This window comes from Micromonospora sp. NPDC047730, assembly GCF_043204765.1.
In the GTDB taxonomy this organism is placed as follows: Bacteria; Actinomycetota; Actinomycetes; order Mycobacteriales; family Micromonosporaceae; genus Micromonospora.
The window spans coordinates 72,425-87,232 of the sequence record NZ_JBIDCU010000011.1 but is presented as its reverse complement, the minus strand read 5'-3'; the positions used below and the strand labels follow the sequence as shown (position 1 = coordinate 87,232).

11 protein-coding genes and 1 pseudogene are annotated in these 14,808 nt (G+C 73.3%); 10 read left to right on the top strand and 2 right to left on the bottom strand.

Translation table 11 applies throughout. The features are described from left to right. The first annotated feature begins 213 nt into the window (after positions 1–213). The 5 genes and pseudogenes from ACGF5G_RS23725 to ACGF5G_RS23705 all read left to right on the top strand — a co-directional run bounded on the left by ACGF5G_RS23725 (position 214) and on the right by ACGF5G_RS23705 (position 6,272). On the top strand, positions 214–1,491 hold the full coding sequence (locus ACGF5G_RS23725; RefSeq protein WP_393266593.1) for an SGNH/GDSL hydrolase family protein: 1,278 nt from the start codon (positions 214–216) through the stop codon (positions 1,489–1,491). A 71-nt stretch (positions 1,492–1,562) separates the two neighbouring features. Further along, positions 1,563–2,783: a cytochrome P450 gene (locus ACGF5G_RS23720; RefSeq protein WP_393266230.1), complete on the top strand. Its 1,221-nt coding sequence runs from the start codon at positions 1,563–1,565 to the stop codon at positions 2,781–2,783. Then, positions 2,780–3,724 (top strand): annotated as a pseudogene (locus tag ACGF5G_RS23715) (alpha/beta hydrolase); the annotation flags it as partial. The gene ACGF5G_RS23720 and the pseudogene ACGF5G_RS23715, both read left to right, overlap by 4 nt. A gap of 73 nt (positions 3,725–3,797) precedes the next feature. After that, positions 3,798–4,925 carry an alpha-hydroxy acid oxidase gene (locus ACGF5G_RS23710; RefSeq protein ID WP_393266228.1) on the top strand — a complete coding sequence of 376 codons (1,128 nt, stop codon included), beginning with the start codon at positions 3,798–3,800 and terminating at the stop codon, positions 4,923–4,925. A 3-nt stretch (positions 4,926–4,928) separates the two neighbouring features. Further along, positions 4,929–6,272: a PLP-dependent aminotransferase family protein gene (locus tag ACGF5G_RS23705; protein WP_393266225.1), complete on the top strand. Its 1,344-nt coding sequence runs from the start codon at positions 4,929–4,931 to the stop codon at positions 6,270–6,272. Here ACGF5G_RS23705 and ACGF5G_RS23700 read toward each other — a convergent pair. Together ACGF5G_RS23700 and ACGF5G_RS23695 are read right to left on the bottom strand one after the other, a co-directional pair. Continuing rightward, positions 6,250–7,305 carry a LacI family DNA-binding transcriptional regulator gene (locus tag ACGF5G_RS23700; RefSeq protein WP_393266222.1) on the bottom strand — a complete coding sequence of 352 codons (1,056 nt, stop codon included), beginning with the start codon at positions 7,303–7,305 and terminating at the stop codon, positions 6,250–6,252. The genes ACGF5G_RS23705 and ACGF5G_RS23700 overlap by 23 nt on opposite strands. A gap of 79 nt (positions 7,306–7,384) precedes the next feature. Further along, positions 7,385–9,943: a GH32 C-terminal domain-containing protein gene (locus tag ACGF5G_RS23695; protein ID WP_393266219.1), complete on the bottom strand. Its 2,559-nt coding sequence runs from the start codon at positions 9,941–9,943 to the stop codon at positions 7,385–7,387. A gap of 239 nt (positions 9,944–10,182) precedes the next feature. On the opposite strand from ACGF5G_RS23695, the gene ACGF5G_RS23690 reads away from it, so the two are divergent. The 5 genes from ACGF5G_RS23690 (at position 10,183) to ACGF5G_RS23670 (ending at position 14,611) form a co-directional block, all read left to right on the top strand. Beyond that, entirely contained in the window at positions 10,183–11,268 is a 1,086-nt protein-coding gene (locus ACGF5G_RS23690) for a substrate-binding domain-containing protein (RefSeq protein WP_393266216.1), read from the top strand. Positions 11,269–11,354: 86 nt separating this feature from the next. Further along, positions 11,355–12,383, top strand: coding sequence for an ABC transporter permease (locus ACGF5G_RS23685; RefSeq protein ID WP_393266213.1), 1,029 nt, complete (start codon positions 11,355–11,357; stop codon positions 12,381–12,383). After that, on the top strand, positions 12,380–13,219 hold the full coding sequence (locus ACGF5G_RS23680; RefSeq protein ID WP_393266211.1) for an ATP-binding cassette domain-containing protein: 840 nt from the start codon (positions 12,380–12,382) through the stop codon (positions 13,217–13,219). The genes ACGF5G_RS23685 and ACGF5G_RS23680 overlap by 4 nt, the downstream gene beginning before the upstream one ends. Positions 13,220–13,271: 52 nt before the next feature. Then, positions 13,272–14,225, top strand: coding sequence for a carbohydrate kinase (locus ACGF5G_RS23675; RefSeq protein WP_393266208.1), 954 nt, complete (start codon positions 13,272–13,274; stop codon positions 14,223–14,225). A gap of 125 nt (positions 14,226–14,350) precedes the next feature. Further along, on the top strand, positions 14,351–14,611 hold the full coding sequence (locus tag ACGF5G_RS23670; protein ID WP_357699352.1) for a hypothetical protein: 261 nt from the start codon (positions 14,351–14,353) through the stop codon (positions 14,609–14,611). Positions 14,612–14,808: the final 197 nt, after the last annotated feature.

Below are 14,808 nucleotides of genomic sequence, written 5' to 3'. Positions count from 1 at the left end.
CGTGAGCGTAGGCACCACCGCCTGTCACGGGACAGAGACCGAACGGCGTTCCGGCCAGACCGGAGGACATTTGATCACGTCGATCAGGTTGATTGACGCCCGTAAAACGGGGCGGCTAGGTTTCTGGACCATCGTCCAGGCGGTGCCGTCAGCGGACGGCCCTGGGCTGCCAACGATGGAGGTTCAATGTCGACCCCGAAGAGATGGCCTGTCATCGCGTCCGCGGCCACGCTGTTGATCGCGGGAACCCCTGCGGTGGTGGCCAGCGCCGGCCCGCCGGACGCCGAGGCGGCCCGCCAGCAGCGGACGGTCTGGGCGGGCAGTTGGGCGGCCGCGGTCACCCGGGGCAACGCGACCGGCCTGACCAACAACGGCCTCAACAACCAGAGCGTCCGGATGGTCGTGCACACCAGCGTGGGCGGACCGCAGTTCCGGGTGCGACTGAGCAACATGTACGGCGAGCAGGCCGTCAAGGTCGGCCGCGCCACCGTGGCGAAGCCGAACACCGCGACCCCCGACGACCTGTCCGACATCGACACCTCGACCCTGCGGGAGCTGACCTTCGACGGGGCCACCTCCGCCACCATGAACCGCGGCGCCGAGCTGCTCAGCGACCCGGTCGCCCTGCCCGTCGGCGACCAGCAGGATCTGGTGGTGACCCTGCACTTCCCGACGCCGACCGGGCCGGTGACCTTCCACGGCCAGTCCCGGCAGACCAACTTCATCGGCGCCACGGACCTCACCTCCGCCGCCGACGGCGCCGGGTTCACCATCCGGCCGAACTGCTGCTGGTTCTTCCTGTCCGGCATCGACGTGCAGCGCCGGCACAGCCCCGGCTCGGTGGTGGTCTTCGGCGACTCGATCGCCGACGGCAACGGCAGCACCGTCAACGCCAACAGGCGCTGGCCGGACCTGCTCGCCGACCGCCTCGTCGACGCCCGCCCCGACGTACGCACCCCGGGCGTGCTCAACCTGAGCCTGGCCGGCAACCGGCTCAACCACGAGGGCACCGAGCCCGGCGCGGGCGGCTTCCCCGGCTACCACGAGCTGGGCCCCAACGCCCTGGCCCGGCTCGACGAGGACGTCTTCGCCCAGACCGACGCCCGGACCGTCGTCACCCACCTGGGCATCAACGACATCTGGATGTCGGGCGACTCCGCCGAGAGCATCATCGCCTCGCTGCGGCAGGTCAACCAGCAGGTGAAGGCGCGCGGCCTGCGCAGCCTGGTGTCGACGCTCACCCCGTACGAGGGGCACGGCAACCCGGGGGTGTGGACGCCCGAGAAGGAGGCCACCCGGCAGGCGGTGAACGCGTGGCTGCGCGGCAGCGACGAGTTCGACGGGCTGCTCGACTTCGACCGGGTGCTGCGCGATCCCGCCCAGCCCAGCCGGCTGCTGCCCGCGTACGACTCGGGTGACCACATCCACCCGAACGACGCCGGCAACCAGGCGATGGCCGACGCCGTGCCGCTGCGACTGCTCGGCTTGTGACATCCGGCGCGGGCGGCGGGGCCACCCCCGCCGTCCGCGCCACCGTTCCTGGGGGGGGGAGACCGATCGACGTGGACGTCACGCAACTGCTGACCCGTCTCTACAGCGACGAGGGCCGGCAGGACCCGTATCCCTGCTACGCGGGGCTGCACGAGCTGGGGCCGGTCAGCCCGGTGCCGGCGCGCGCCGAGCACCGGTCGGTCGCCGCCGTCGCCGTCGGCTACGAACTGGTCAGCCAGGTGCTGCGCGACCCGGAGTGGTACAAGCAGCCGCCGCCGGGCTGGCAGGAGCAGGAGGTGCTGCGCACCCTCCAGACCTCGATGATGTTCGTCAACCCGCCCGACCACACCCGGGTGCGGGCGGTCTTCGCGAAGACCTTCACGCCGCGCCGGCTGGGCGCGCTGGAACCGGCCGTGCACCGGGTCGTGGACGGACTGCTGGACCGGATGGCCGACGCCGGGGAGACCGGGTTCGACTTCGTGGCGGAGTTCGCGTACCCGATGCCGGCCCTGGTGATGGCCGAGTTCATCGGCATCCCCGCCGGTGAGCTGGACTTCTACCGGCAGCGGGTGGAGCGGATCGACGAGTTCCTGGACGTGGCGGGCAAGACCCCGCAGCGGCTCGCCGCCGCCAACACCGCTGCCGCCGAGCTGCGCGACTTCTACGCCGACCTGATCGCCCACCGGCGCCGCCAGCCGGGCGAGGACCTGATCAGCGGGCTGGTGGAGGCGGTCGACTCCGGCGACGTGGGGCTCACCGCCGACGAGCTGGTCAGCAACCTGATCGTGCTGTTCAACGCCGCCTTCGTCACCACCGTCTACATGTTCAGCAACGGCCTGCCGCTGCTGCTGGCGCACCCCGACGTGGCCGCCGCGCTGCCCGGCGACGACGCGCTGGCCCGGGGCGCCGTCGACGAGATCCTGCGGCTGGAGGCCCCGGTGCACTTCCTGGCCCGGGCCGCGCCCCGGGACACCGAGCTGGGCGGGGTGCCGGTCGCGCGGGACGAGAACGTCCTGCTGATCATCGCCGCCGCCAACCGCGACCCGGCCCGGTTCCCCGAGCCGGACCGCTTCGACCCGCGCCGGCCCGGCCCGCCGTCGCTCGCCTTCGGCGTCGGCCTGCACTTCTGCCTCGGCGCGGCGGTGTCCCGGCTGGAGGGCCGGCTCGCGCTGCCGAAGCTGCTGGCCCGCTTCCCCCGGCTCGCGGTCGCCGAGCCGCCGACGTACAGCGGCAGCCTGTTCCTGCGCGGCATCGACAAGCTGCTGGTCCACGCCGGAGGGGAGGCCGCGTGAGCGTCCACCCGCAGGTCGCGGCGTACCGGACCGCCCGCGCGGCGGCCGGCATCCCGCCGCTGTACACGCAGACCCTCGCCGAGGCCCGCGCCGCCGACCTCGCCGCGATCCGCGCCGGCGGCGGCGCGGTCGAGCCGGTGCACGAGGTACGCGACACGCACGTGCCCGGCCCGGCCGGCGACCTGCCGGTGCGCATCCACCGGCCGGCGGGGGAGGGGCCGCTGCCCACCCTGGTCTACTTCTTCGGCGGCGGCTGGACGCTGGGCAGCGTCGACACCGCCGACGGCATCTGCCGGCGGCTGGCCAACGCGGTGCCCTGCCAGGTGGTCACTGTCGGCTACCGGCTGGCCCCGGAGCACCCGTTCCCGGCCGCCGTGTACGACTGCCACGCGGCGGCCCGGTGGATCGCCACGCATCCCGAGGAGTTCGGCGTCGACCCGCGGCGGCTGGCGGTCGGCGGGGACAGCGCCGGGGGCAACCTCGCGGCGGCCGTTACCCTGCTGGCCCGCGACGGCGGCGGGCCCGCGCTCGCCGCCCAGTTGCTGGTGTACCCGAACACCGACCAGACCGGGGAACCCGGCGGCGACGGCGAGGACCCCCTGCTGTTCAACCGCCGCTCGGTCGCCTGGTACCGCGGCCACTACTTCGCCGACCCCGCCGACGCGCGGCACCCGCTGGCCTCGCCGCTGCTCGCCGAGGACCTGAGCGGCCTGCCGCCGGCGCTGGTGATCACCGCCGAGCACGACCCGCTGCGCGAGGAGGGGGAGCGGTACGCCCACCGGCTGCGCGACGCGGGCGTGCCCACCACCCTCGCCCGGTACGCCGGCATGATCCACGGCTTCTTCGCCATGCCCGGCGCGTTCGACGACGGCCGCCGCGCCCAGGACCGGGCCGCCGAATTCCTGCGGGCGCGGTTCGGCCTCCCGACCGGCGATGCCGGCCCGGGAACGGTGGCGGCGGCCGCGGGTTCCCGCCCGGCGTCGAGCCGGCCGGCGGCGGGAACGGGGGCGAGCGATGGCTGAGACCGTGCTGCCCCGGCAGGACGTGCCGCCCGGCGAGCCGCCCGCGCCCGCCGGGCTGGCCGACTTCGCCGAGCGGGCCCGGGCGGTGCTCCCGCCCGAGGTGTGGGACTTCGTCGACGGCGGCAGCGGCACGGAGACCACCCTCGCCGCCAACCGGCGCGCCCTCGACCAGGTGGCCGTGCTGCCCCGCGTGCTGCGCGGCGTGGCCGCCCCGCGTACCGACGCGCGGCTGCTCGGCGCCCCCTGCGCCCTGCCGGTGGCGGTGGCGCCGATGGCGTACCAGCGGCTGGTGCACCCCGACGGGGAGACGGCGCTCGCGGCGGCGGCCGGCGCGGCCGGTGTGCCGTACGCGGCCAGCACGCTGAGCAGCGTGCCGATCGAGGAGATCGCGGCGACCGGCGCGGCCGTCTGGTTCCAGCTCTACTGGCTGCGGGACCGGGCCCTCGTCGCGGATCTGCTGGACCGGGCGCACGCGGCCGGGTGCGGCGCGCTGATGGTCACCGTGGACGTGCCGATCCTGGGCCGGCGGCTGCGCGACGTCCGCAACTTCTTCGCCATCCCGCCGCACGTCGTCGCCGCCAACCTGCCGGTAGGGCGGGACGCGCTCGCACACGCCGCCACCCCGGGCGTCTCGGCCGTCGCGGCGCACACCGGCGAGGTCTTCGCGCCCGCCTTGGGCTGGGCCGACCTGGACTGGCTGCGGGGCCGTACCGCCCTGCCGCTGGTGGTGAAGGGCATCCTGGACCCGCGCGACGCGGAGCTGGCGGCGGCCGCCGGGGCGGACGCGGTGGTGGTGTCCAACCACGGCGGCCGCCAGCTCGACGGCGCACCGGCCACCGCCACCGTGCTGCCCGAGGTGGTGACGGCGGTGGCCGACCGGTGCGAGGTGCTGCTGGACAGCGGCGTGCGCGGCGGCGTGGACGTGCTGCGCGCGCTCGCTCTCGGCGCGCGGGGGGTGCTGGTCGGCCGGCCGTTGCTGTGGGCGCTCGCCGCCGGGGGCCGGGCCGGGGCGGAGACGGCGCTGGAGTTGCTGGCCGGCGAGTTCCGCGACGCGCTGGCGTTGGCCGGCTGTGCCGACCCGGCGGCCGTCCGCGAGCTGCGCGTGCTGAGGGAGGGCTGAGCGGTGGCCGAACCGGTGGACCTGCACGTCGCCGACCTGCATCCGGCGGTCGACGACCCGGCGCTGAACTCGATGAACTTCCTCAACGAGGTGGCCCAGCACTATCCCGACGCGGTGTCGCTGGCGGCCGGCCGGCCGTACGAGGAGTTCTTCGACGTCGCCGCGCCGCACCGGCACCTGGAGACGTTCCGCCGGCACCTGGCCGACGATCTCGGGCAGAGCCCCGCGCAGGTGCACCGGACCCTGTTCCAGTACGGCCGCACCAAGGGCATCGTGCACCACCTCGTCGCCCGCAACCTCGCCGTCGACGAGAACATCACGGTCGACCCGGAGGCGGTCGTGGTGACCGTCGGCTGCCAGGAGGCGATGTTCCTGGTGCTGCGGGCGCTGCGGGCCGACCCCCGCGACGTGCTGCTCGCCGTCGCCCCGACGTACGTCGGGCTGACCGGCGCCGCGCGGCTGCTGGACCTGCCGGTGCGGCCGGTGGCCGGCGGCCCGGCCGGGGTGGACCTGGCCGACCTGCGGGAGCAGGTGCGCCGGGCCCGGGCGGCGGGGCTGCGCCCCCGCGCCTGTTACGTGATGCCGGACTTCGCCAACCCGTCGGGCACGAGCATCGGGCTGGCCGACCGGCGGCGGCTGCTCGACCTCGCCGCCGAGGAGGACCTGCTGCTGCTGGAGGACAACCCGTACGGTCTCTTTCCGGCCGGGGACGCGGGGCGGCTGCCGACGCTGAAGGCGTTGGACACCGCGCGGCGGGTGGTCTACCTGGGTTCGTTCGCCAAGACGGTGCTGCCCGGCGCGCGGGTGGGCTACGTGGTCGCCGACCAGCGCGTCGCCGGCTCCGACGGCTCGGTGGGCCTGTTCGCCGATCAGCTCGCCAAGATCAAGAGCATGGTCACGGTGAACACCTCGGCGATCGCCCAGGCGGTGGTCGGCGGCGCGCTGCTGGAGCACGGGTGCAGCCTGGTGGCCGCCACCGCCCGGGAGCGGGCCGCGTACGGCCGGAACCTGCGCCACCTCGTCGACGGCCTGGCCCGGCGTTTCCCGCCGGGCGCGTCGCCGGTGCGCTGGAACGTGCCGGCCGGCGGGTTCTTCGTGGTGGTCACGGTGCCGTTCGCGGTCGACGACGCGTTGCTGCACCGCTCCGCCCGCGAGTACGGGCTGCTCTGGACGCCGATGGCGCACTTCTACGACGACGGCGCCCCGGTCGACGCGCTGCGGCTGTCGGTCAGCGCGGTCACCCCGGCGCAGATCGACCTGGGCCTGGACCGACTGGCGGCGCTGGTCGCCGACGAGACGACCGCCCGGTCGCGGGCGCTCGCGGTCACCCCGCGAACGGCCCGCTGATCTCGCCGGAGCCGCGTGGGATCAATCGGCTCGCGACCAGGTGGGTGGTGGGCGGCCACTGTTCGCCGTCCAGCCGCCGGAAGATCAGCGACGCGGCGACGCGGCCCATCTCCGACGGGTCCTGCGCCACGACGGTGACCGCCGGCTGGAGCAGGTCGGCCAGCGGGAAGTCGTCGAAGCCCACCAGGGCGACGTCGTGCTGGCGACCGAGCTGTTGCAGGGCCCGGATCGCGCCGATGGTGACGAGGTTCTGGGAGGTGAACAGCGCGGTGGGGCGGGGGTGTGCGGACAGCAGCCGGCGTACGGCCTCCTCGGCCTGCTCCTCGGTGTGCAGGTCGTGCACCGCGAGTGAGGGCGTCGGCGGGATGCCGTGGTCGCTGAGCGCTTCCTTGAAGCCCTGGAACCGCTGTCGGGCCGTCGGGATGGTCCGCAGGTCGCCCAGGTACGCGATGGTGCGGTGGCCGTGCCGGACGAGATGCCCGACGGCCATGGCGGCGCCCTCGTGGTTGTCGGTCAGGACGGCGTCGACGGCCAGCCCCACCGGCGGGCGGTCGACGAACACCACCGGGGTGCCGGCGTCGACCTCACCGGCCAGGTAGCTCTGGTTGTCGCTGGCCGGCGCGACGACCAGGGCGTCGGCCTGCCGCATGGTGAAGGCGTGGATCAGGTCCCGCTCCCGCGCCGGATCCTCGTCGACGCTGCCAGCGAAGATCAACACCCCGCGTTCCCGCGCGGCGTCCTCGAGGGCCCGGTGCAGGGCGGCCGAGAACGGGTTGGCCACGTCCTCCAGCACCGCCGCGATCGCGGCGCTGCGACCGCTGGTGCGGCGGAGACTGCTCGCGGTGAAGTTCGGCCGGTAGTCCAGTTGGGCGATCGCCCGCTGGACGGCGGCGGTCTTCGGGGCGGAGACGCCCGCCTCGCCGTTGACGACCCGCGAGACGGTCTTGGGGCTCACTCCCGCGAGCAGCGCGACGTCCCGCAGCGTGGGTCGCGCCCGGGTTGCGGTCGACGTAGCGGAGGCGGCACCGTGCATGAGCGCTCCTACCGGACGGGTGCTGCGGCGGCCGGGGGCCGTTGACCGTACCCCCGGCCGCCGATGATCGACTCCCAGGTTATCGCCACACCGAGCGCAACGGCCGCACGGTGAGCGAGCGCACCACCACCTGACCGCCCTCGGCGAACAGGCGGGTCTGGTCGCTGGACGCCGCCGGGAAGACCTGGTCGGTGATCGTGGTCTGACCCGCGCCGCCGAAGACCTCGACGGAGGAGCGGTCCACGTAGATTGTCATCCGCACGCGGTTCCCGTCCACGGTCAGCGGGCCGCTGTGCACGCCGGGGAAGAGCGGACCGACGTCGACCCGGCCCGACCGGGTCCGGTCGACGAAGAGGCGTCGTGCCGCTACGTCGTACCCGACCACCGTCCGTTCGTCGCCGCCGCCGCGCACGTGTAGGCCGAAGCGGTCGGCGTCGCGCAGCTCGAACTCTGCCTCGATCTCCAGCACGTCGCCGTCGGCGGCGGGCGGCAGGTCGGTTACGCCGGGTCCGAGGGTGGCGTCGCGCAGGGTGAAGGCCGTTCCGTCGCCGCGCAGGCCGCGGACCTGTGCCGCCGGTCGTTGGACCAGCCGGACCGCACCGTCGATCGTGGACAACCCGAACTCCCGGGGCAGGGCCATGGCGCCGCGCCAGGGCGAGGTCGGGACGTTGCCGGCGTACTGCCAGTTGTTCATCCAGCCGATCAGGATCCGCTTGCCCCCGGGGACGCCGTGGTAGGAGACGGCGGCGTAGTAGTCCTTGCCGTGGTCCACCCAGTCGTAGCGCTCCAGCTCGCTGGCCGCCGGCCGGTCGCCGGCCATCACGTGGTCGACGAGGATGTGTCCCCAGCCGCCCGAGTTGAAGTCGTTGATCTCCAGGTGCGCCCGCCGGCCGGCCAGGTCGCGCACGTCCCAGGCCACCCAGTCCAGGCGTTCGCTGTCCTTGCCGGTCGCGGTACGGACGACCTCGCCGTCGACGACGAGGTTGACTGCGGTCTCCACCGACCTCGGCAGCACCGGCGCGTCGGTGGCGATCAGGTGGTCGACCAGCAGGTGCCCCCAGCCGCCGGTGTGCTCGTCGACCACGCGCAACTGGGCGCTGCGGCCCCGGAACTCGGTCACGTCCCAACTGCGCCAGTTCACGAAGCCGGAGAAGTTTCCGGTGCCGGTGCGGACCACCTCGCCGTCGACGAGCAGCTCCACCACCGTCCGGGGCGTGTCGGTGCCGAGGTGGCCGCCGGCGCCGACGAGAACGCTCAGGTGGTTCCGGTCGATGGTGAACGCCGGCGAGGTCAGCGTGCCCGTGGTCGTGTCCGCCTCGAAGAAGGTGGTGAGCAGCTTGTCGCCCACGTGGCCCCGCTCGGACCGGGCCGGGCCCACCACCGGTGCGCGGTTGCGCAGGCCGCCGGTCGCCGTCCAGCCCGCCTGCTCGTACGTCCGGCCGTCGGGGAACTCGAAGTCGAGCACCGGCTCGGCGTCCTCGGGCACGAACGCGGTGGTCGTGTCGGGCAGGTGCGGGTGCGCGCCGCCACCGACGAGGAGGTTCAGGTAGTCCTGCCGGAGCGTGAACTCGGGGGAGACCAGGCGTCCCTTCGGGGCGTCGAAGTCGAGGAAGCTGTTGACCAGGGCGCGGCCCTGGAAGCCGCTGACCCGCTGCTGGCCGGGGACCGTGCCGGGGTACGGGGCGGCGCCGAAGGGCCCCGGCCCGAGTGCCGGGTCGTTCTCGACCGTCCAGCCCGCGTAGCCGTCCTCGAAGTCGGCGAGGAGCGTCCCCGTCGGCGGGGCCGGGTCGCCCGTCACCACGTTGTCGGCGGTGAAGGTGGTGCCGTCCCAGTCGCCGACGAAGTACTGCGCGCCCGATCCGCCGGCCACGGCGCCCGGGTTGAGGTTGACCACCAGCACCCACTTCGTGCGGTTCGGGTCGCCGTCGACCGGCAGTTCGAACAGGTCCGGCACCTCCCACACGCCGCCGACCGCGTTGGCGGGCCCGAAGTCGCTCAGGTGGGTCCAGGACCGGAGGTCGTCGGAGCGGTAGAAGCGCACCTTGTGCTCGGTGGCCAGCACGATCGCCATGACCCAGTAGCCGGCGTCGGCGTCCCAGAAGACCTTGGGGTCGCGGAACTCCCGCGAGCCGAGGTCGAGCACGGGGTTGCCGGCGTACCTCGTCCACGTGCGTCCCCGGTCGGTGCTGTACGCCAGGGACTGCGCCTGGATGCCGGTCGCCGGGTACGCGCTGGTGTAGACCGCGACCATCGCCGGTGCGCCGGGCCGGCCGAAGCCGGAGGTGTTCCGTTCGTCGACCACGATCGAGCCGGAGAAGACGTGCTCGTCGGCCGAGTACGGGATCGCGACCGGCAGCTCCTCCCAGTGGAAAAGGTCGCGGCTCACCGCGTGCCCCCACGACATGTTGCCCCACCGCGCGCCCTCGGGGTTGTACTGGTAGAAGAGGTGCCACTCGCCCTGGTACCACACCAGGCCGTTCGGGTCGTTCATCCAGTTCCGCTCGGGACTGAAGTGGATCTGCGGTCGGTGCGGCTCGTCCCTGGTGCCGGGCGGCGCGCCGCTGGCGGTGGTGCCGGGCAGTGTCGCCATCAGGGCCGCGGTCGTGAACGCCGCGGCCAGCAATCGACGGACCCTCATCCACACTCCTCCGTCCTTCGGGGGGCGCCCGCCGTCGAGACGCGCCGGGCGGCGAACGTGGAGCGAATGCTGTGCGGTAGCTGACATCGTTGTCAAGGGCACCCGGCGTGTTACTACACGATTACGAGAAAGTGCATCAAGATGTATTGACACCGTGGCGTTGCTCACTGGAAACTCCGCTGACATCGTTGTCGAGCCGGTCCGGCGATCCTGGCCGGATGTCTTGTCGAGGAGAGAACATGATCCAGCGCACGGGCCGCCGTCGGGGCGCCCTGCTGCTCGCCGCCGTCGCGGCCACCAGCATGGTCGCCGGCGGCTGCGGGGACAGTTCCGGCGGCGCGGGCTCCGCCGGTGGCGGCACCGTCGCCGTCTCCCTGATCACCAAGAACTCCACCAACCCCTTCTTCGTCGCCATGCAGCAGGGCGCGAAGAAGGCCGCCGAGGCGGAGGGCGTGAAGCTGACCCTGGCCGCCGGCAAGGAGGACGGCGACGAGGCCGGCCAGGTGCAGGCCATCGAGGACGCCATCGCCCGCGGCGACGAGGGCATCCTGATCACCCCGAACGGCCCCGGCGTCAACCCCGCCATCAAGAAGGCCCGGGACGCCGGCCTCTACGTCATCGCGCTGGACACCCCGCCCGACCCGGCCGACACCGTCGACATCACCTTCGCCACCGACAACTTCAAGGCCGGCGAGCTGATCGGCAAGTGGACCGCGAGCCAGCTCGGCGGCAAGCCGGCGACCATCGCGATGCTGGACCTGTTCAACGACAAGGTCGTCTCCGTCGACTACAACCGGGACCAGGGCTTCCTGACCGGCATGGGCATCGACACCGCCGACCGGAAGAAGAACGGCGACGAGGCGAAGACGGGCAACTACTCCGGCGGCACCTACACCATCGCCTGCAACGAGCCGACCAACGGCGCCGAGGACGGCGGTCGTACGGCCATGGAGAACTGCCTGACCCGCAACCCCGACATCAACGTCGTCTACACCATCAACGAGCCCGCCGCGGTCGGCGCGCACAAGGCGCTCCGGGCCGCGGGCAGGACCCAGGGCGTCCTGGTCGTCTCCGTCGACGGCGGCTGCGACGGCGTACGGCAGGTCAAGGACGGGGTCATCGGCGCGACCTCCCAGCAGTACCCGCTGAAGATGGCCGAGCTGGGCGTGCAGGCGATCAAGAAGATCGCGAACGGCGGCGAGAAGCCGAAGGTCTCCGACGGCCTGGACTTCTTCGACACCGGCGTCACCCTGGTCACCGACAAGGCGACGACCGGGGTCGAGAGCATCACCAGCACCGACGCCGCCCAGCGCTGCTGGGGCTGAGCCACCGCCGCCCGGCCGGGGTGTCCGAAAGCATCCCGGGGCCCGGCCGGGCAGGTCGTCCGCCATCGACAACGGCAGGAGTACGCGTGACCACCACGTCACCACCGACCACCGCCGCGCAGCAGTTCGCCCTGCGCCGGCACTCACCGCTGCAACGCGTCCAGCACCTGCTGCACGCGCACCCCGCGATCAGCCCCTTCCTCGTGCTGGTCGTCTCGTTCGTCGTCTTCTCCACCATCAACCCGCGGTTCGCCTCGCCCAACTCCCTGTCGCTCGTCCTGCAGCAGGTGGCGGTCATCGGCGCGCTCGCCGTAGGCCAGACGCTGATCATCCTGACCGCGGGCATCGACCTGTCGGTCGGCGCGATCGTCATCCTGGCCATGATGCTCTCGGCCAAGCTGGCCGAGGGGCAGGGCCTTCCCGGCGTGCTCGCGATCCTCCTCGCCATCGCGGTCGGCGCGGCGGCGGGAGCGCTCAACGGGGCACTCGTGACCCGGCTGAAGCTGCCACCCTTCATCGTCACGCTCGGCACGCTCAGCGTCTTCACCGCCGTCGGCCTGCTCTACTCCGGCGGGCAGAGCGTGCAGGCCACCGACCTTCCGCCGGTGCTCAGCTGGACCGGGGAGTCCTTCCCGGTGGGACCGTTCCGGATCACGGCCGGCGTCGTCGCGGTGGTGCTGCTCTACCTGGCGGTCGGGTACGCGCTGGCCAGGACGGCCTGGGGGCGGCACGTCTACGCGGTGGGCGACGACAAGGAGGCGGCACGGCTCGCCGGCATCCGGGTCGACCGGGTCCTGCTGAGCGTCTACCTCGTCGCCGGCGCGATCTACGGCCTCACCGCCTGGATCCTCATCGGCCGTGCCGGCGCGGCCAGCCCCAACGCCATCACCGACGCGAACCTGGAGAGCATCACCGCCGTGGTCATCGGTGGCACCAGCCTGTTCGGCGGGCGCGGTGCGGTGCTCGGGACCCTGCTCGGCGCGTTGATCGTCGGGTTCTTCCGCAGCGGACTGTCGCTGGCCGGGGTCGACGACCAGTACCGCGTCCTCGCCGTGGGCCTGCTGGTGATCCTCGCCGTGGCCGTCGACCAGTGGATCAGGAAGGTGAGGGCATGACCGCCACCACGCACACCCCCGACGGGCGGACCGGCGCGGCCGACACGCGGCGGCGCTCGCCGGTGCTGTCGGCGCGAGGTCTGGTCAAGACGTTCGGCAGGGTCGTCGGTCTCGACGGGGTCGATCTCGACCTCTATCCCGGCGAGGTCCTGGCCGTCATCGGCGACAACGGCGCGGGGAAGTCGACGCTGATCAAGTGCCTGACCGGCGCGCTGACCCCGGATGCCGGAGAACTGTTCCTGGAGGGCAGGCCCACGCAGTTCAAGCGGCCGCAGGACGCCCGGGACGCCGGCATCGAGACGGTCTACCAGACGCTCGCCGTGGCGCCGGCGCTGGACATCGCGACCAACCTCTTCCTCGGCCGGGAGAAGCGCCGGCGCGGCCCCCTCGGCTCGATCTTCCGGATGCTCGACCAGAAGGGCATGCGGCGCGAGGCCGCCCAGGCCCTCGCCGACCTCGGCATCGGCACCCTGCAGAACGTGGGGCAGGCGGTCGAGACGCTTTCCGGCGGGCAGCGCCAGGCGGTCTCGGTGGCGCGCGCAGCGGCCTTCGGCAGCAAGGTGATCGTGCTCGACGAGCCGACCGCCGCCCTCGGCGTCAAGGAATCCAACCAGGTGCTCCGCATGATCGAGGAGGTCCGGTCGCGAGGGCTGCCGGTCATCCTCATCAGCCACAACATGCCGCACGTGTTCGAGGTCGCCGACCGCATCCACATCCAGCGACTGGGTCGCTGCGCGGGCGTGGTGACGCCGGCGTCGCACACGATGCCGGAGGCGGTGGCGATCATGACGGGCGCGACCACCCTCGAGGAGACCCCGGGCCGGACCGCGGCCTGAGGGCCGCTCCGCACATGGCCGGGGCTCGGCGCAGCCTCGGGAAAGGACCACTGTGATCACTGTTGTCGGCGAGGCCCTGGTGGATCTGATCGAGGACCCACCGGGGGAGGCCGTCGCCCACCCCGGGGGCAGCCCGGCGAACGTCGCCGTGGCCCTGGCCCGCCTCGGCCTGCCCACGACCCTGCTGACCCAGCTCGGCGACGATGCGTACGGGCGGTTGCTCCGCGCCCACCTGGCCGACAACGGCGTGCGCCTCGACCCCGCCTCGGTGCCGGACCTGCCGAGCACCAGCGTGGCCCGGACGCATGTGGACGCGGACGGTCAGGCGGGGTACGACTTCCGCATCGCGTGGCGGTCCTTCCCGCGGACGGCCGTGGCCGGCGTCGGCGTCGGCGCCGACTGCCTGCACACCGGGTCGCTGGGCGCGGTCCTGCCGCCCGGCGCCGACGACGTGCGGGCGCTGGTGCACGCCCGGCGGGCCACCACGATGATCAGTTACGACCCGAACTGCCGGCCGTCGCTGATGGGGGACCGGTCGGCGGTCCGGAGCCGGGTCGAAGACCTGGTGGCGGCCAGCGACATCGTCAAGGTCAGCGACGAGGACCTGGCCTGGCTCCATCCGGGGCGCGGGCACGAGCAGGTCGGGCGGGAGTGGCTGGACCTGGGCGCGCACCTCGTGGTGGTCACCCGGGGTCGCGGCGGGGCGTGGGGGGCCACCCGGCACGGCGAGGTGCGGGTGGACGCCCGGCCGGTGGAGGTGGTGGACACGGTCGGGGCCGGTGACGCGTTCACGGCGGGACTGCTGGCCGCGCTGAGTGACCTGGGACTGCTCGGCGCGGCGCGGCGCGGGGCACTCGCGGCGGCGGGCCGGGACGACGTCGCCGTCGTGCTCCGCCGCGCCGCCGACGTCGCCGCCTGGACCTGCCGTCGGCGGGGGGCCGACCCGCCCACGCGGGCCGAGCTGGCTGCCGGGGAATCCGCCGGTGGACCGCTGCGGGTCGGTTGAGAGCTCGCCCGCAGGGCCGTCCACAGTAGTCGGTCGCGGCCCGGCATCTCGGCGCTGACACACCGCGTTCATCGCACGGCAAAGCGCGACTGCCTGTGTTTCGCCGTCCTCGATGGACACCCATAATGGACGTCATGATCGCTTGGGAGTACGCGTTGCTGGTCCGCCGCTATCAGGGGCAGGGCCGCAACTTCCATGTCAGCTTCATCTGGTACGGCCCGGACGGGACGCGTCGGGACATCACCGCGTACGGCGACACCGCGATCGCGCACCTCAACCGGGCCGGCCGGGAGGGCTGGGAGCTGGTCTCCGCCGCCGAGGACGTGAACAACATCCAGGGCAGCACCGAGGTGCACCGCTACCACCTGAAGCGGCCCATCGCCTGACCGGGCGGGGCGGGCGGTCAGTCCCGGCGGTCCTGGCTGAGGAAACCGGGCTCTCGCGCATTTGTCGGCTCCTGATCCATGGGGTGACGCGTGTGTGGAGGGGCGCCGAGCCTACGTGTGTCGATGTATTGGGATCAACGACTGCGGTAGCGTTGCCTCCCGCCGTCGCTGAACCGCCGCCCCGCCGGGCGCCGGAG